At 74.3% G+C, this 15,388-nt stretch carries 18 protein-coding genes; 12 read left to right on the plus strand and 6 right to left on the minus strand.

The window, feature by feature from the left end; translation table 11 throughout:
* Nucleotides 1–441 (plus strand): flotillin domain-containing protein (locus ABZV94_RS25060; protein WP_356343884.1); only part of this gene is annotated, 441 nt, incomplete at its 5' end.
* A 30-nt stretch (nucleotides 442–471) separates the two neighbouring features.
* Here ABZV94_RS25060 and ABZV94_RS25065 read toward each other — a convergent pair.
* The 3 genes from ABZV94_RS25065 to ABZV94_RS25075 all read right to left on the minus strand — a co-directional run bounded on the left by ABZV94_RS25065 (nucleotide 472) and on the right by ABZV94_RS25075 (nucleotide 2,249).
* Nucleotides 472–918, minus strand: a complete 447-nt coding sequence (locus ABZV94_RS25065; RefSeq protein WP_356343949.1) for a hypothetical protein — start codon at nucleotides 916–918, stop codon at nucleotides 472–474.
* A 4-nt stretch (nucleotides 919–922) separates the two neighbouring features.
* Nucleotides 923–1,351: a hypothetical protein gene (locus ABZV94_RS25070; protein WP_356343886.1), complete on the minus strand. Its 429-nt coding sequence runs from the start codon at nucleotides 1,349–1,351 to the stop codon at nucleotides 923–925.
* A 151-nt stretch (nucleotides 1,352–1,502) separates the two neighbouring features.
* Nucleotides 1,503–2,249, minus strand: coding sequence for a helix-turn-helix domain-containing protein (locus ABZV94_RS25075; protein ID WP_356343888.1), 747 nt, complete (start codon nucleotides 2,247–2,249; stop codon nucleotides 1,503–1,505).
* A gap of 111 nt (nucleotides 2,250–2,360) precedes the next feature.
* On the opposite strand from ABZV94_RS25075, the gene ABZV94_RS25080 reads away from it, so the two are divergent.
* Nucleotides 2,361–2,807 (plus strand): hypothetical protein, encoded by a 447-nt coding sequence (locus ABZV94_RS25080; protein ID WP_356343890.1) that lies wholly within the window; start codon nucleotides 2,361–2,363, stop codon nucleotides 2,805–2,807.
* A 46-nt stretch (nucleotides 2,808–2,853) separates the two neighbouring features.
* Nucleotides 2,854–3,300 carry a type II toxin-antitoxin system PemK/MazF family toxin gene (locus ABZV94_RS25085; protein WP_356343892.1) on the plus strand — a complete coding sequence of 149 codons (447 nt, stop codon included), beginning with the start codon at nucleotides 2,854–2,856 and terminating at the stop codon, nucleotides 3,298–3,300.
* Between the two features lie 95 nt (nucleotides 3,301–3,395).
* On the opposite strand, the gene ABZV94_RS25090 is transcribed toward ABZV94_RS25085, so the two are convergent.
* Nucleotides 3,396–4,220: a TIGR02452 family protein gene (locus ABZV94_RS25090; RefSeq protein ID WP_356343895.1), complete on the minus strand. Its 825-nt coding sequence runs from the start codon at nucleotides 4,218–4,220 to the stop codon at nucleotides 3,396–3,398.
* A gap of 272 nt (nucleotides 4,221–4,492) precedes the next feature.
* On the opposite strand from ABZV94_RS25090, the gene egtA reads away from it, so the two are divergent.
* The 4 genes from egtA to egtD are packed head-to-tail and all read left to right on the plus strand — an operon-like array spanning nucleotide 4,493 to nucleotide 8,917.
* Nucleotides 4,493–5,842: an ergothioneine biosynthesis glutamate--cysteine ligase EgtA gene (gene egtA / locus ABZV94_RS25095; RefSeq protein WP_356343897.1), complete on the plus strand. Its 1,350-nt coding sequence runs from the start codon at nucleotides 4,493–4,495 to the stop codon at nucleotides 5,840–5,842.
* Entirely contained in the window at nucleotides 5,839–7,182 is a 1,344-nt protein-coding gene (gene egtB / locus ABZV94_RS25100) for an ergothioneine biosynthesis protein EgtB (RefSeq protein WP_356343900.1), read from the plus strand. The genes egtA and egtB overlap by 4 nt, the downstream gene beginning before the upstream one ends.
* Nucleotides 7,182–7,961 carry an ergothioneine biosynthesis protein EgtC gene (gene egtC, locus ABZV94_RS25105; RefSeq protein ID WP_356343902.1) on the plus strand — a complete coding sequence of 260 codons (780 nt, stop codon included), beginning with the start codon at nucleotides 7,182–7,184 and terminating at the stop codon, nucleotides 7,959–7,961. Before egtB ends, egtC begins: the two co-directional genes overlap by 1 nt.
* Entirely contained in the window at nucleotides 7,958–8,917 is a 960-nt protein-coding gene (egtD, locus tag ABZV94_RS25110) for an L-histidine N(alpha)-methyltransferase (protein ID WP_356343905.1), read from the plus strand. The genes egtC and egtD overlap by 4 nt, the downstream gene beginning before the upstream one ends.
* Before the next feature lie 14 nt (nucleotides 8,918–8,931).
* Here egtD and ABZV94_RS25115 read toward each other — a convergent pair whose 3' ends face one another.
* Entirely contained in the window at nucleotides 8,932–10,188 is a 1,257-nt protein-coding gene (locus ABZV94_RS25115) for an extracellular solute-binding protein (RefSeq protein ID WP_356343907.1), read from the minus strand.
* A gap of 212 nt (nucleotides 10,189–10,400) precedes the next feature.
* Between ABZV94_RS25115 and ABZV94_RS25120 the strand changes: the two genes are divergently transcribed.
* Nucleotides 10,401–10,616 (plus strand): dodecin, encoded by a 216-nt coding sequence (locus ABZV94_RS25120; RefSeq protein WP_356343908.1) that lies wholly within the window; start codon nucleotides 10,401–10,403, stop codon nucleotides 10,614–10,616.
* Nucleotides 10,617–10,638: 22 nt separating this feature from the next.
* Here ABZV94_RS25120 and ABZV94_RS25125 read toward each other — a convergent pair whose 3' ends face one another.
* Nucleotides 10,639–11,130, minus strand: coding sequence for a hypothetical protein (locus ABZV94_RS25125; RefSeq protein ID WP_356343910.1), 492 nt, complete (start codon nucleotides 11,128–11,130; stop codon nucleotides 10,639–10,641).
* Nucleotides 11,131–11,242: 112 nt separating this feature from the next.
* Between ABZV94_RS25125 and ABZV94_RS25130 the strand changes: the two genes are divergently transcribed.
* The 4 genes from ABZV94_RS25130 (at nucleotide 11,243) to ABZV94_RS25145 (ending at nucleotide 15,387) form a co-directional block, all read left to right on the plus strand.
* Nucleotides 11,243–12,250, plus strand: coding sequence for an LLM class flavin-dependent oxidoreductase (locus ABZV94_RS25130; protein WP_356343912.1), 1,008 nt, complete (start codon nucleotides 11,243–11,245; stop codon nucleotides 12,248–12,250).
* Nucleotides 12,251–12,324: 74 nt separating this feature from the next.
* The gene (locus tag ABZV94_RS25135; protein ID WP_356343915.1) at nucleotides 12,325–12,522 is read left to right on the plus strand and encodes an antitoxin; all 198 of its coding nucleotides are present in this window, start codon (nucleotides 12,325–12,327) and stop codon (nucleotides 12,520–12,522) included.
* A gap of 29 nt (nucleotides 12,523–12,551) precedes the next feature.
* On the plus strand, nucleotides 12,552–14,888 hold the full coding sequence (locus ABZV94_RS25140; protein WP_356343917.1) for an excinuclease ABC subunit UvrA: 2,337 nt from the start codon (nucleotides 12,552–12,554) through the stop codon (nucleotides 14,886–14,888).
* 94 nt (nucleotides 14,889–14,982) lie between these two features.
* Nucleotides 14,983–15,387: a CU044_2847 family protein gene (locus ABZV94_RS25145; RefSeq protein WP_356343920.1), complete on the plus strand. Its 405-nt coding sequence runs from the start codon at nucleotides 14,983–14,985 to the stop codon at nucleotides 15,385–15,387.
* Nucleotide 15,388 lies beyond the last annotated feature (1 nt).

Below are 15,388 nucleotides of genomic sequence, written 5' to 3' on the forward strand. Positions count from 1 at the left end.
GTGGCGGCGGCGGTCGCCGCACCCCGGGCCACCGGCGAGGCGGAGGCCGCCGCCCAGCAGGCGAAGGGCCTGGCGGAGGCCGAGGCGACCCGGGCCCTGGGTCTGGCCGAGGCGGAGGCCATCAAGGCCCGCGCCGCGGCCCTCGCCGAGAACCAGGAGGCGGTCGTCGCCCAGCAACTCGCCGAGAAGTGGCCGGAGATCGTCCAGGCGGGGGCGTCGGCGTTCGGCAACGTCGACAACATGGTGCTGCTCAACGGGGCGGACGGCATGGGCGAGATGTTCGCCAAGGCGCTCACGATGGGCGGTACGGGGCTGGGCCTCGCCCGCAAGCTGCTGGCCACGATGGGCGACAACGGGCAGACGGTGAACGGGGGTTCGCCCTCTCTCAACGGCGTGGTGGCGCCTCCGCCGCAGAAGGTGCCCGTGGAGCAGGAGGGCTGAGAAGGGGGTGTCGTGTGCGGCCGGGGTCCCTCACCAGGGGCCCCGGCCGTGCGTGTGCACGAGCCGGTCGGCCGTCGCCGGGTGCAGGGCGGGGTTCGCCGCGGCGGCGTGGGCGAGTTCCGGGTCGGTGAGGAGTGCCGCGCGCCCGGGGGCCGGGAGGTGCGGGTGGCGGGCGAGGGCCGCCCGGTCTTCCGGGTCGGGGTCGCGGGTGAGCCGTTCGACGACGGCGGGCTCGGTGCCCGGGTCCCGTGCGACCAGGGCGCGGACGCACGGGTCGGCGTGTTCGGCGAGGTGGGCGAACCCGGTGAGGTGCGCGGGAAACGGGGCAGGGTGGGCGGGCGTTCGCGTTCCGGGCCGGTGTGCCCCAGGACGCCGCGCAGCAGCAGAAGTCGCGCAGCAGCGGGGCCGCCGGGGCGTCCGGGTGGCTTTGGGCGAGCGGGACGCGGACGCCGAGGTCGTGGTCCGCGCCGACCCTATGGGATCAGGCCGTGAACAGGGCGACGCCCAGGGCGATCAGGGTGCCCGCCTTCAGGATCTCCAGTGCCACGTACCACAGGTGGCTGCGCGAGCGGGGCAGTTCCTCGCCCGCGAGGACCCGGTCGGACCTGCGGTTGAGGAGGGGGCGGACGACGGCTAGTTGGGCGAGGAGGAGCGCCGCCACCACCGCGGTCAGCGAGATGACGGCGGCCGGGGCGTCGCCCAGGGCCACCGCGAGGACCACGACGGCCGCGAGGACGGCCTCCACGGCGTTCAGCGCGCGGAACACCAGCCGTCCGATGCCGAGGCCGACGGGGATCGTCACCCCCGGGGCACGGAACTTCAGCGGGGCCTCCAGGAAGGAGATCGCCAGCACCATCCCGAGCCAGACGAAGGTGACCGCGCCGGCGGTGGCGGCAGAGGTGGTGTCCATGGGGGGCCTTTCTCCGCCGGGGTGCGTGGGGCGGTGCGGTGGACCGGGGTGGACGGTGCGGGGGCTGCGGGCGCTGGGGATCCAGCGCGGGGCACGGCGGCTCACCGGGGGCGGCAGGGCCCGGCCGGGTGAGGCCGCCGCGCAGGGCGGTTCAGCCGGGCGTGGTGCCCGCCAGGTGGGCCACGCAGGAGTCGGGTTCGGCGAACGGCTCCAGCGCGGTCGCCGTCAGGGGTGCGCCCAGCTCGGCCAGAGCTCCCTGCATCAGGCCGAGATGGATCGGGCACACCAGCGCGCTCCGCTCCTCGGCGAGTTCGAGGAAGGGGCAGTGCCGCAACCGGATCCGCTCCGGTGTCCGGCCGGTCTCGCCGTCCGCCCGGCCTTCTCCTTGCGGCCGGGAGGCGCCACCTTCCGGTCGGGAGGCACGTCCTTGCGGCAGAGAGGCGCGACCTTCCGGCTGCGGCGCGAAGCCGAGGCCGTCCAGCAGGGTGAGCAGCGCGGCGACCGACCGCTCGGGCGTCGCCGGCTCGTACGGCGGGAGGGGGTCCACCAGGAAGCGGCCCCAGGCCCGGCCCGTCTCCATCGCCTCCGCCCGCGCCTCGGCCGGGTCGGCGGCGGCCCATCGGCTGAGCACCATGCGGGCGAGCAACCGGTAGTCGCGGTGGCCGCCGCGGTCCATGCCGGGGCGCACGGTGTAGACGGTGCGGGGCCGGCCCGGTCCCGTCGGGGCCACGGCCCGGCGCTCCGCCAGGCCGTCGGCCACGAGGGCGTCCAGATGGAACCGCACGGTGTTGGGGTGCAGCCCCATCCGCCGGGCGGCCTCCGCGACCCCGAGCGGCGCGGGCGCGGCGCGGAGCACGTCCAGCACCTCCCGGCGGCGTGGGCTCTCCCGCGTGGTCACGAACGGACACCCCTCTCCCACCTGCGACCATTTTCACGAATCCTACATGTATTAATTGTAAAGTGGCCGGACACCGGGGCAGGGATACGCGAGAGCCGAGGGGAACACCAGATGACGTCGCCGTCCGCGACCGACACCGCAGCAGCAGACCGTCCGGCGGCGGTCCCGCGCGTGCTGTGCGACACCCGCGCGCTGGCCGACGCGCCCCCGGCATCGGCCGGGGTGCTGTGGAAGCTCGCGGAGAGCGGGCGGCAACTCGACGCGAACGTCGTCCGGCTGGCTCCGGGCGGACGGATCACGGCGCACACCGAGGCCCAACTGGACGTGCTGGTCCTGGTCGTGGCCGGGGACGGCACCCTCGGCAACGGCTCCTCGGACGCGGTGGAGGTACTCACCGAGGGCGCCCTGGTCTGGCTGCCGCACGGCGCCGCCCGCAGCATCACCGCCGGCGCGTCCGGCCTGACGTATCTGACCGTGCACGGGCGGCGCCCCGGCATGCGGATCGGCGCGCCGCCCGCCACGGCACCGGCCCGGCGCCCCGGCTCCGCCGCTCGGTAACCCACCGGCACCGGGGCCGAGTTGCGCGGACCACTAGGGTGCCTCCGTGAGCACGTTTACCGAAGAGAACGTCCCCGGCCGCTACGGCCCGTACGCCACCACCGAGGCCGACCCGCGTGAGGTCGGCCGGGTGCGCACCGAGTACTCCCCGGCCCATGACGGCGACCCCGATCCCGGGGAGATCGTGTGGACCTGGGTGCCGTTCGAGGAGAACGACGGCCGGGGCAAGGACCGCCCGGTGCTGGTGGTGGCCCGGGAGACGGCCGGCACCTTCCTGGCCGTGCAGCTGTCCAGCAAGCGGCACGACGGCGACCGCGAGTGGGTGGCGATCGGGAGCGGGCCGTGGGACCGCTCGGGCCGGGACTCGTGGGTGGACGTGGACCGGGTGCTGCGGCTGCACGAGCAGGGCATGCGCCGCGAGGCGTGCGCGCTGGACCGCATGCGGTTCGACCTGGTCCGCCAACGCCTGCACCAGCGCTACGGGTGGACCTGACCGGGCCCGGACCACCGACCGCCAGGGGCTGCGGCACGAGCGCCAGGGCCGGACCCCGGCCCCACCGATTCAAGCCAAACTCCCACCGACGTCGGCTACACCCCCACCGACTCCGGGAACGCCCGCGCGAACGCCCCCCGCACCGCCGCCCCCGGTGTCCGGTCCAGCACTCCGAACACCACGTGTTCGAACGTGCGCGCGAACCGGCCGCCGGGCCCCAGCAGCGTCCGGAACGCCCCCGCGACCTGCGCCGGGTCGTTCTGGAAGACGCCGCAGCCCCAGGCGCCCAGCACCAGTCGCCGGTAGCCGTGGGCCGCGGCCGTCTCCAGGACGCGTTCGGCCCGTACGGCCAGGGCTTCGGGAAGCGCGGCGGCCCGCTTTGGTGCCGTACGCCGGATCACGCCCGCGTTGGGGGCGGCGGCCGTCAGGAAGCCCGCGCGGTACGGCTCGGCGAGCAGCCGGCCCCGGTCGTCGCGGAAGACGGGGACGGCCGGTGAGTGGATCACGCGGTCCGAGTAGAACGGATCGCGGTCGGCGCGGTGATGGTCGTAGAAAGGGCGGGCCGTCAGCAGGCAGGTGTGCAGCGCGGAGGCGCGGCACAGGGCCTCCTCCTGGGCCTGCGCGCCGTTGAGGTAGCCGCCGCCGGGGTTCCGGGCGGAGGCGAAGTTCAGGACGGCGACGGGGGCGTCGGCGAGCCGGCGGGCCGCCTCCAGGCTGCTCTCGCCGCTGACCTCGACCTTCATGTCGGTTCCGCTTGCCGCCGTCACCGGCACCGGGTCGGGGCCGAACATCCGGGTGCCCGCCCGCGCGGCCTGCACCGATTCGGCGAGCGATATCTCCCGGCCGTCCGGTGTCCGATACCGGCCCGCGGCCACGATGCGTTCCGTTTCCTCGGCGATCCCGCGCAGGCGCGCGCTCACGGCGCCACCCCCGTGGGCGCCCCGTCCGCGGCCCGCGCGGTCTCCCCCGTCGTGCTCATGCACGCATCCTGGGTGATGCTGGTGAGGCGGCGCAACGGAGTTTCCGTGCTCCCGAACGGCCCGGAAACGCACCAGGAAACGGAGGTGACGGATCCAGAACGTCCCGGGTGGCACCCTTGTGCGAATCGGTGCGAAGGTCTTGGGTGGGACGAGTGCCTGCCCGGCCCGCACCCCGGGCCGGCGGCATGGTGGAATCTCAGGAGGATCCCGACATGTCTCATACGCAGAGCGACGGTGGTGACTGTACGGAGCACCGCACCGCCGTCACCGAGGCCGAGGTGGAGGCCCTGGTCCGGGGCATCTGCTTCAAGACCGGACCGCCCCGTGCCCTCGGTGTCGAGCTGGAGTGGCTCGTCCACTCGCTGGAGCTGCCGCAGCTCCCGGTCACACCCGAACGACTGGAAGCGGCCCACGCCACCGTGCGGGCCGTACCCCTGGAATCGGCGCTCACCGTCGAACCCGGCGGCCAGCTGGAGCTGAGCTCGCCGCCCGCCGCCTCCCTCATGGAGTGCGTCGACACCGTCTCCGCCGACCTGGACGCCGTCCGGGCCGTGCTGGCCAAGGACGGTCTCGGCCTCGCGGGCATCGGCCACGACCCCTGGCACGCTCCCCGCAGATTCCTGCACGAGCCCCGCTACGACGCCATGGAGACCTGCCTGGACCGCACCGGTCCGGCCGGCCGGCACATGATGTGCGCCTCGGCGTCCGTCCAGGTCTGCGTGGACGCCGGCCACGAGGAGCCCGGCCCCCTGGGGCACGTCCGGCGCTGGTGGCTGGCGCACCAGCTGGGCGCGGTCCTGGTGGCCGCGTTCGCCAACTCGCCGCTGATCGAAGGCCGCCCCACGGGCTGGCAGTCCACCCGCCAGCTGATGTGGACGGAGATCGGCGCCGGGCGGGCCGGGGCTCCGCCGCTGAACGGCGAGCCGCGGGCCGCGTGGGCCCGGCACGTGCTGGACGCACCGGTGATGTGCGTACGCCGGGACCACGGGCCGTGGGAGGTGCCCGAGGGACTGACCTTCCGGGAGTGGACCCGCTCCGGTTCACTCCGGCCGCCCACCCGGGCGGACCTCGACTACCACCTGACCACGCTGTTCCCGCCGGTCCGGCCGCGCGGCCACCTGGAGCTGCGGATGATCGACGCCCAGCCCGGCGAGGACGGCTGGATCGTGCCGCTCGCGGTGACGGCGGCGCTGTTCGACGACCCGGAGGCCGCCGAGACCGCCTACCGGACCGTGAAACACCTGGGCGAACGGGCCCTGAACCTGCCCGCCCCGCACAACCCCCTGTGGGTCGACGCGGCCCGGTTCGGGCTCGCCGACCCGGAGCTGCGCGAGGCCGCCGACGCCTGTTTCGCGGCGGCCCTGGACGCACTGCCCCGGCTCGGCGCCACCACCCGGGTCACCGACGCGGTGGCGGCGTACCGGGACCGCCATGTCGCCCGGGGCCGCTGCCCGGCCGACGACCTGCTGGACCGGCTGCCCGCCACCGCCCCGCCCCCCGCCGGGTCCGGCCCGGACGGGGACACCCGCACCGCCCACGGGAGGAAGGACATCCGTACATGACCGCCCCCGAGACCGACATCGAGACCCAGACGGCCGAGACGGACACCGAGGCGCTGCGGGAGCGCGCGCTGGCCTCGCTCACCACCGCCCGGGACCGCACCACGCTGCTGACCTCCTGCGTCGACGAACCGGACCTCACCGCCCAGCACTCGCCGCTGATGTCCCCCCTGGTCTGGGACCTGGCGCACATCGGCAACCAGGAAGAGCTGTGGCTGCTGCGGACGGTCGGCGGCCGGGAGGCGATGCGGCCCGAGATAGACAACCTGTACGACGCCTTCGAACACCCGCGGGCCGAGCGCCCCACCCTGCCCCTGCTGCCGCCGGCCGAGGCGCGCCGGTACGCGGCGGAGGTGCGCGGCCGGGCGCTGGACCTGCTCCAGGCGGCGGACTTCCACGGCACCCGGCTGACCGAGGCCGGGTTCGCCTTCGGAATGATCGCCCAGCACGAACAGCAGCACGACGAGACCATGCTGATCACCCATCAGCTCCGCAAGGGGCCGCAGGCGCTCACCGCCCCGGACCCCGAACCGGCCCCGCTGTTCACCGGGCCGGCCGAGGTCCTGGTCCCGGGCGGGCCGTTCACCATGGGCACCTCCAGCGAGCCCTGGGCGCTGGACAACGAGCGTCCGGCGCACCCGCGCGAGGTGGCGCCGTTCTGGATCGACACGACCCCGGTGACGAACGCCGCGTACCAGGCCTTCATCGAGGACGGCGGCTACGACACCGAGCGCTGGTGGTCGCCGGAGGGCTGGGCGCACATCCGGCAGCACGCCATCTCGGCCCCGCTGTTCTGGCGGCGGGACGGCGGCCAGTGGCTGCGGCGCCGGTTCGGGATCACGGAGCCGGTCCCGCCCGACGAGCCGGTGCTGCACGTGTGCTGGTACGAGGCGGACGCCTACGCCCGCTGGGCCGGGCGGCGGCTGCCCACCGAGACGGAGTGGGAGAAGGCGGCCCGCTTCGACCCGGCGACCGGCCGCTCGCGGCGCTACCCCTGGGGGGACGCCGACCCGGCACCGGAACACGCCAACCTGGGCCAGCGGCACCTCAGGCCCGCTCCCGCCGGGAGCTACCCGGCCGGTCAGTCGCCGCTCGGCGTACGGCAGTTGATCGGTGACGTGTGGGAGTGGACGGCGAGCGACTTCCTGCCGTACCCGGGCTTCCGGGCCTTCCCGTACAAGGAGTACTCCGAGGTGTTCTTCGGCCCGGAGTACAAGGTGCTGCGCGGTGGTTCGTTCGCCGTGGACCCGGTGGCCTGCCGGGGCACCTTCCGCAACTGGGACTATCCGATCCGCCGGCAGATCTTCTCCGGGTTCCGCACCGCCCGCTCGGAGGCCGTCTGATGTGCCGTCACCTCGCCTACCTGGGCCCGGAGGAACCGCTCGGCCGGGTCCTCGTGGAGCCTCCGCACAGCCTGTTCCGCCAGTCGTGGGCGCCGCGCCGGCAGCGGTACGGCACGGTCAACGCCGACGGCTTCGGGGTGGGCTGGTACGCCTCCCAGGACCCGGTACCGGCGCGCTACCGGCGGGCCGGGCCGGTCTGGGCCGACCTGTCCTTCGCCGACCTGGCCCGGGTGGTGCGCTCGGGTGCCGTGCTGGCGGCCGTCCGGGACGCGACCCTGGCCGGGGCGGACGCCGAGGCCGCGGCGGCGCCGTTCGCGTCCGGGCGGTGGCTGTTCAGCCACAACGGCGCGGTCGCGGGCTGGCCGGACGCGGCGGCGCCCCTGGTGCCCGCGCTGCCGCCGGTCGATCTGCTCTCGCTCCAGGCCCGTACCGACTCCGCGTTCGTCTGGGCGCTGGTCCTGCACCGGCTGCGGAGCGGCGACGCACCGGAGCAGGCCATGGCTGAAACGATTCTCCAACTGGCGCGGGCGGCCCCCGCCTCCCGCCTCAACCTGCTGCTGACCGACGGAGCCACGATCACGGCCACCGCCTGGGGCGACTCGCTCTGGTACCGCACGGAGCCCGGCCGGAGCACGGTCGTCGCCTCCGAGCCGTACGACGACGACCCGCTCTGGCGGGAGGTCCCCGACCGCACCGTTCTCACCGCGAGCCGCGCCGGCGTGCTGCTCGCCCCGCTGGCGGAACCAGAGCCGGCGACACCGAAGGAGCCCTGCCGTTGAGTCCCCTGCACGTCACCCGCACGCTCCCCGAGGACGCGACGGACGCCGCGCTGCGCGCCGACGTCCTGCACGGCCTCACCACCACCCCCAAGTGGCTGCCGCCCAAGTGGTTCTACGACGCCCGCGGCAGCGAGCTGTTCGAGCGGATCACCGAACTGCCCGAGTACTACCCCACGCGCGCCGAACGGGAGATCCTCGCCGCCCGCTCCGGTGAGATCGCCGCCGCGAGCGGTGCCCGCACCCTGGTCGAACTGGGGTCGGGCTCCTCGGAGAAGACCCGCTACCTGATCGACGCGCTGCCCCTGAAGGCGTACGTCCCGGTCGACGTCAGCGAGAGCGCCCTCACCCAGGCCGGGCAGGCCCTCATCGGGGAACGACCGGATCTCGACGTCCACGCGCTGATCGCCGACTTCACCGCCCCGCTGACCCTGCCCGCCACGCCCGGACCCCGGCTGGTGGCCTTCCTCGGCGGTACGATCGGCAACCTGCTGCCCGCCGAACGCGCGCGGTTCCTGGCCTCCGTGCGCGCGCTGCTCGCCCCGGGCGACGGGCTGCTGCTCGGCACGGACCTGGTCAAGGACGAGCGGGTGCTGGTCCGGGCGTACGACGACGCGGCCGGGGTGACGGCCGCGTTCAACAAGAACGTGCTGGCCGTGGTCGACCGCGAACTGGGCGCCGACTTCGATCCGGACGCGTTCGACCACGTGGCCCTCTGGGACGCCGAGCGGGAGTGGATCGAGATGCGGCTGCGCTCCCGTACCGCGCAGACCGTGAAGGTGCCCGCGCTGGATCTCGCCGTGGACTTCGCGGCGGGCGAGGAGCTGCGCACCGAGGTGTCGGCCAAGTTCCGCAAGGAGGGCGTGACCGGGGAACTGGCCGCCGCCGGTCTGGAGCTGACGCACTGGTGGACGGACGCCGAGGGCCGCTTCGCGCTGTCGCTGAGCGTGGCGCGGTGAGCCGGCGTGTCCGGTCAGCCCACGTCCGGGGCGAGCGCCTCGGTGATCCTGCGTGAGGCGCGGCGGGCCTCGGTCGCCGGGTCCGCGCCGCCCAGCACCCGGGTCATGTATTCCTTGATCGGGTTGTCGGCCTCCACGTCGGCCCACTGAGGGGTGTTGGGGGTCGCCCGGCCGTGTGCCGCGCCCGCGGCCATGGCGGCGACCCCCTCCTCGCCCGCGACCGCGTGGGCCAGCGTGGTCTTGTTGGGCACGTAGTTCATGGTGCGGGCGAGTTCGGTGTCCCACTTGGCCCCGGTGAGGGCCCCGACGACGGCGGTCGCGGCGAACTGGTCGTCGGTGTTGCCCGGGACGACCAGGTCCGAGCCGCCGGTGAAGACGGTGCCGGGCCGCGCGGCGGTCCGGCCGGGCACGGGGAAGAACCCGAGCTTGTCCTTCAGGCCCGGGTTCTGCCGGACGACCGTCTGGGCGAGCCCGGGTACGGCGACGAGCTGCGCGACCTTGCCGCCGGCGAACACCCCGGCCTGGGGCGGGTGTTCCTCGTCGGCGTCCGCGGGTCCCTCGCCCAGCGCCTGGAGCCGGCGGTAGAAGTCCATGCCGCGCAGCGCGGCCGGGGTGTCCAGGGCGCCCTGCCACTCGTAGTCCTTCTCCCGGGCGAGGTCGCCGCCCTCGTCCCAGATGAAGCCGGAGAGCGTGTACCAGTCCTGCCCGGCGAGGTAGATGCCCTGGTTGCCGCCGGAGTCGAGCTTCTCGGTGGCGGCGAGCCATGCGTCGCGGGTCTTCGGCGGGCTGGTGATGCCGGCCTGCTCGAACAGGTCCTTGCGGTAGATGACGACGCGGTTGGCGGCGTACCACGGGATGCCGTACTGCTTGTTGCCGTCCTTGCCGGGCTCGGCGAGACCGGGCAGCCACTTCTCCTTGTCCCAGTCCCGCATCGACTCCAGGGTCAGGTCCACGAGCCGGCCGCCGTCCGCGTACAGCGGCACCTGGGTGTTGCCGACCTCGATGACGTCGGGGCCGTCGCCGGTGTCGGCCTTGAGCGCGCCGCGGACCTTCTCGACGATGCCGGTCCACTCCTGGATGCGGATGTCCAGCCGCAGGTCCCCGTGGGTGCGTTCGAAGTCCTCGGTGAACCTCCGCAGGAACTCCCCGGAGGCGCTGCCCTTCATCAGCCACACGGTCACGGTCTTCCGGTCGTGGTGGCCGGGGAGCATCCCGCAGCCGCTGACGAGGGAGCCGGTGACGCAGATGAGGGCGAGCAGGCGACGTCTCACGAGGGGTCCTGTTCTGTCTGGCGAGAGTGCTGGGACAGGGGCGGGGGCCCGACGTGGGGGGCCGAGCGCGCGGGCTCGTACGGGTGTGCTGGATTTTGGTATGGACCAATGCGGAGGTCAAGGCCCGGCCACCGGCCGGCCCGCGACGCCGTGCGGGCGGAGCGCCGATACGGCACGGTGGAGTACGGCGTGACACGAGAGGAGCACCCGCTATGTCGAACCACACCTACCGGGTCACCGAGATCGTCGGCACCTCGCACGAGGGCATCGACCAGGCCATCCGCAACGGCATCGCCCGCGCCGACCAGACCCTGCGCAACCTGGACTGGTTCGAGGTCACCCAGATCCGCGGCCAGATCGAGAACGGCCGGATCGAGCACTACCAGGTGGGCCTGAAGGTGGGCTTCCGCCTGGAGGACGGCGCCTGACCCCCCCCGGCGGCCCGTTCCCTCAGGTACGCCCTTCCCGCTCCTGCGCCTCCGCCAGCGCGGCCGACTTGGCGGCCCAGCGGGCCCGTACGACGGTGAACCCGGCCCGCTCGGCGTCGTCGCAGACCAGGTCGTCGTCGTCCACGAACACCCGGACCTCCCGGTCCCGGGCGAGCCGGCGCAGGATCTCCAGCTTGGTGAACCGCGCCGGCCTGCGGTCGGCGTCGCCCCGCATGTGCACGCGCCCCTGCGGAAGCCCGTGGGCCGCGAGCCACTCCAGCGTGTCCCGGCGGCACCGCTCGGGGCGGCCGGTGAGGTAGACGACCTCGCAGGCGCGGGCGCTCTCCGTGGCCAGCGCCACCCCCTGGGCGATCGGCGGGTCCTGGGGCGCGGCGGCGAAGAACCCGTCCCAGTCCCGCGGCCGGCTCTCCAGGAAGTGCTGGCGGTGCGCGGTGTCGGCGAGCGTGTTGTCGAGGTCGAACACGGCGAGCGGGCGCGTGCTGCTGTCGGTCACACCGGCCAGCCTAACCAGTCCGCGGAACCGGGCCGGCCGTACGGCCCGTACCCGCGCGCCCACCGGGCGTGGCCGGGGGAATCCCGGGCCCGCCACGGCGTTGAACCCCTGTGTGAGCAGCACACTGATCAGCCGGACCCGGTTCTCCGTCCTCGACCGCTCCCGCACCCGGGAGGGCCACCCGCCCGCCGAGGCGCTGCGGGCGACCGTCGCGCTGGCCCGTGAGGTGGAGGCGCTGGGCTACCACCGGTTCTGGGTGTCCGAGCACCACGGCGTGCCGGGTGTCGCCGGTTCCGCGCCGACCGTGCTCGCCGCCGCGGTCGCCGCGGCCACCCGCACCATCCGGGTCGGCACCGGCGGGGTCATGCTGCCCAACCACCAACCCCTGGTCGTCGCCGAGCAGTTCGGTGTGCTGGAGGCCCTGTTCCCGGGCCGCGTCGACATGGGGCTCGGCCGCTCCGTCGGTTTCACGGACGGGGTGCGCAGGGCGCTCGGCCGGGACAAGGGCGACGCCGAGGACTTCGCGGCACAGCTCGGCGAGCTGCTGGACTGGTTCACGGGCAGCTCGCCGACCGGCGTGCACGCCCGCCCCGCGGAGGGCCTGACCGTGCCGCCGTTCGTGCTGGCCATGGGCGAGGGCGCGCGCATCGCGGCCCGCGCCGGCCTGCCCATGGTCATCGGCGATCTGCGCAGCCGGGACAGGATGCTGCGCGGCATCGACCAGTACCGCGCCCTGTTCCGCCCCTCCCGCTGGGCGTCCGAGCCGTACGTCGTGATCTCCGGGACGGTGGCGGTCGCCGGCACCGAGGCCGAGGCGCGCCGGCTGCTCGTCCCGGAAGCCTGGTCGATGGCGTACTCCCGCACGCACGGGACCTTCCCGCCGCTCGCCCCCGCCGAGGCGGTCGAGGCCCGCACGATGACCGCGAAGGAGCGGGAGCTGTACACGGCCGGGCTCGCCGGGCACATCGCGGGCACCGCGGACCGGGTCGCCCACGAGCTGCAGACCGTGCTGAAGGAGACGGGCGCCGAGGAGGTGCTCGTCACCACCAGCACGTACGACCGTACGGCCCTGCTGGACTCCCACCGTCGGCTCGCCGCGCTCTTCGCCCCGGGCCGGTGAACCGCCCGAGATGCGAACCCGGCCCGGGCCGGTGACCCTGGGAGGGCGAACCTCTAGCGACGAGGAGGGCTGCCATGTCCTTCAAGGACAAGATCAAGGGCATGCTCAAGGGCCGTGAGGGCATGGCCGACAAGGGCATCGACAAGGGCGGCGACTACGTCGACCAGCGCACCGGGAACAAGTACCAGTCGCAGGTCGACACCGGCCAGGACAGGCTGCGCGACGAGTTGGGCACCCGGCCGCAGGACCGGGACAACCCTCCGCAGGTCTAGCGCAGGGGGGCGGTTAGAGTATCCCCCCGATGCACAGCCCCCCTGACCCGTACGTCCGCGTCCGCGGCGCCCGCGAGCACAACCTCAAGGGCGTCGACGTGGACGTCCCGCGGGACGTCCTGGCCGTGTTCACCGGGGTCTCCGGCTCGGGCAAGTCGTCCCTGGCGTTCGGCACGGTCTACGCCGAGGCCCAGCGGCGCTACTTCGAGTCGGTCGCCCCGTACGCGCGCCGGCTGATCCACCAGGTGGGGGCGCCCAAGGTCGGTGAGATCACCGGGCTGCCGCCCGCGGTCTCGCTCCAGCAGCGCCGCTCGGCCCCCGGCTCGCGCTCCTCGGTGGGCACGGTCACCAACCTCTCCAATTCGCTGCGCATGCTGTTCTCGCGCGCCGGCACCTACCCGCCCGGCGCCGAGCGGCTGGACTCCGACGCGTTCTCGCCGAACACGGCGGCCGGTGCCTGTCCCACGTGCCACGGCCTCGGCCGGGTGCACGAGACCACCGAGGAACTGCTGGTCCCCGACCCCTCGCTGAGCATCCGCGAGGGCGCCGTCGCCGCCTGGCCGGGCGCCTGGCAGGGCAAGAACCTGCGGGACATCCTGGACGCGCTCGGCTACGACGTGGACCGGCCCTGGCGCGAACTGCCCGCCCGGGAGCGCGAGTGGATCCTGTTCACCGACGAGCAGCCGGTGGTCACCGTCCACCCGGTCCGGGACGCCGACCGCATCCAACGGCCGTACCAGGGCACCTACACGAGCGCCCGCCGGTACGTCCTGAAGACGTTCTCCGACACCAGGTCGCCGACCCTGCGGGCGAAGGCGGAGCGCTTCCTGACCAGCGCGCCCTGCCCGGCCTGCCGGGGCAGCCGGCTGCGGCCCGAGGCCCTCGCGGTGACCTTCCGCGGGCGGACCATCGCCGAGCTGGCCGCGCTGCCGCTGACCGACCTCGCGGGACTGCTCGACGGCGCCACCGGGACGGAGACGGCCCGGGTGCTCACCGCCGACCTCACCTCCCGCATCGCGCCGGTGGTCGAGCTGGGGCTCGGCTACCTCAGCCTGGACCGGGCCGCCCCCACCCTCTCGGCGGGCGAGCTGCAACGGCTCCGGCTCGCCACGCAGTTGCGCTCCGGGCTGTTCGGTGTGGTGTACGTGCTGGACGAGCCGTCCGCCGGGCTGCACCCGGCGGACACCGAGGCCCTGCTGACCGTGCTGGACCGGCTGAAGGCGGCCGGGAACTCGGTGTTCGTGGTGGAGCACCACCTGGAGGTGGTGCGCGGCGCCGACTGGGTGGTCGACGTGGGCCCCGGCGCCGGCGAGCACGGCGGACGGGTGCTGTACAGCGGGCCGGTCGCCGAGCTGGCCTCGGTGGAGGAGTCGGCGACGGCCGTGTTCCTCTTCGACGAGTCGCCCGGTCCGCCGCGAGAGGTCCGCGCACCGCGCGGCTGGCTGACGGTGGGACCGGTGACCCGGCACAACCTGCGGGAGGTGACCGCCCGGTTCCCGCTCGGCGCGTTCACCGCCGTCACCGGTGTCTCCGGCTCCGGGAAGTCCACGCTCATCGGCGAGCTGACGGAGGACCTGGACGGGGTCGGGCGGCTGGTCCGCGTCGACCAGAAGCCCATCGGGCGCACCCCGCGGTCCAACCTGGCCACCTACACCGGTCTGTTCGACGTCGTGCGGAAGGTGTTCGCCGGCACCGAGCAGGCGCGGGAGCGGGGGTACGGCGTCGGGCGGTTCTCGTTCAACGTGGCCGGCGGGCGCTGCGAGACCTGCCAGGGCGAGGGGTTCGTCAGCGTGGAGCTGCTGTTCCTGCCGAGCACCTACGCGCCCTGTCCGGACTGCGGCGGCGCCCGCTACAACCCGGAGACGCTCCAGGTGACGTACCGGGGACGGACCATCGCCGACGTGCTCGACCTGACCGTGGAGGCCGCCGCGGAGTTCTTCGCGGACTCCCCCGCCGCCGCCCGCAGCCTCGGCACCCTGCTCGACGTCGGCCTCGGCTATCTGCGGCTCGGCCAGCCGGCGACCGAGCTGTCCGGCGGCGAGGCGCAGCGGATCAAGCTGGCGAGCGAGCTCCAGCGCGGGCGCCGGGGCCACACCCTGTACCTGCTGGACGAGCCGACGACCGGACTGCACCCGGCCGATGTGGAGGTGCTGATGGACCGCCTGCACGGGCTGGTGGACGCCGGGCACACGGTGGTCGTGGTGGAGCACGACATGACGGTGGTCGCGGGCGCGGACTGGGTGATCGATCTCGGCCCGGGCGGCGGCGACCGGGGCGGCCGGATCGTGGCGGCCGGACCACCGGAGCGGGTCGCCCGCGCGGAGGGCAGCGCCACGGCGCCCTATCTGGCGCGGGTCATGCCCTGAGCCCCGGGTGACCCACCGCGTCCAAAGCATCGATGCGGTAACCGAGTTGTGCAAGTCCATCGGCCCGCCGGGCGTTCCCGCCGATAATACGAGCGTGGCCACTACACCCGATCTCGCGCTCGCCGACGGCACTCCGGTCCGGTTCCTGCTCGCACCCGGCGCGGGGGCCGCGCCCGCCGCGCCGGCCCCACCGGACGACGACCTGCCGGAGGGCATGGGCCGGGCGGTGCCGGTCGGCGCGGGCGGCCGGGCCGTCGCGAACTTCGCCGCCGAGGCGCTGCGCGGCGCGCTGCGGCCGATCGGACCGCTGCTTCAGGAAGTCCACGACGCCGCCACGGCGGTGCCCGACCCGCCCACCGAACTGACCGTGACCTTCGGCGTGCAGGTCGGCCAGGATCTGAAGTTCGGGATCGTCGGCGCGGCCGGGCAGGCGCACCTCACCGTCACCGCCAGCTGGAAACCCGCTCCCGACACCGGCGCGGCACCCGGCCCGGAGTGAC

Origin of the sequence: Streptomyces sp. NPDC004658 (genome assembly GCF_040609555.1) — a bacterium.
Classification (GTDB): Bacteria; Actinomycetota; Actinomycetes; order Streptomycetales; family Streptomycetaceae; genus Streptomyces.

What these genes read in the sequence shown, in the direction of transcription:
- ABZV94_RS25080 (WP_356343890.1), top strand. Translation starts at nt 2,361, where the DNA reads ATGACGTCGCCGTCCGCGACCGACACCGCAGCAGCAGACCGTCCGGCG.
- ABZV94_RS25135 (WP_356343915.1), top strand. Translation starts at nt 12,325, where the DNA reads ATGTCCTTCAAGGACAAGATCAAGGGCATGCTCAAGGGCCGTGAGGGC.
- ABZV94_RS25070 (WP_356343886.1), bottom strand. Translation starts at nt 1,351, where the DNA reads ATGGACACCACCTCTGCCGCCACCGCCGGCGCGGTCACCTTCGTCTGG.
- egtC (WP_356343902.1), top strand. Translation starts at nt 7,182, where the DNA reads ATGTGCCGTCACCTCGCCTACCTGGGCCCGGAGGAACCGCTCGGCCGG.
- ABZV94_RS25140 (WP_356343917.1), top strand. Translation starts at nt 12,552, where the DNA reads ATGCACAGCCCCCCTGACCCGTACGTCCGCGTCCGCGGCGCCCGCGAG.
- egtB (WP_356343900.1), top strand. Translation starts at nt 5,839, where the DNA reads ATGACCGCCCCCGAGACCGACATCGAGACCCAGACGGCCGAGACGGAC.
- ABZV94_RS25120 (WP_356343908.1), top strand. Translation starts at nt 10,401, where the DNA reads ATGTCGAACCACACCTACCGGGTCACCGAGATCGTCGGCACCTCGCAC.
- egtA (WP_356343897.1), top strand. Translation starts at nt 4,493, where the DNA reads ATGTCTCATACGCAGAGCGACGGTGGTGACTGTACGGAGCACCGCACC.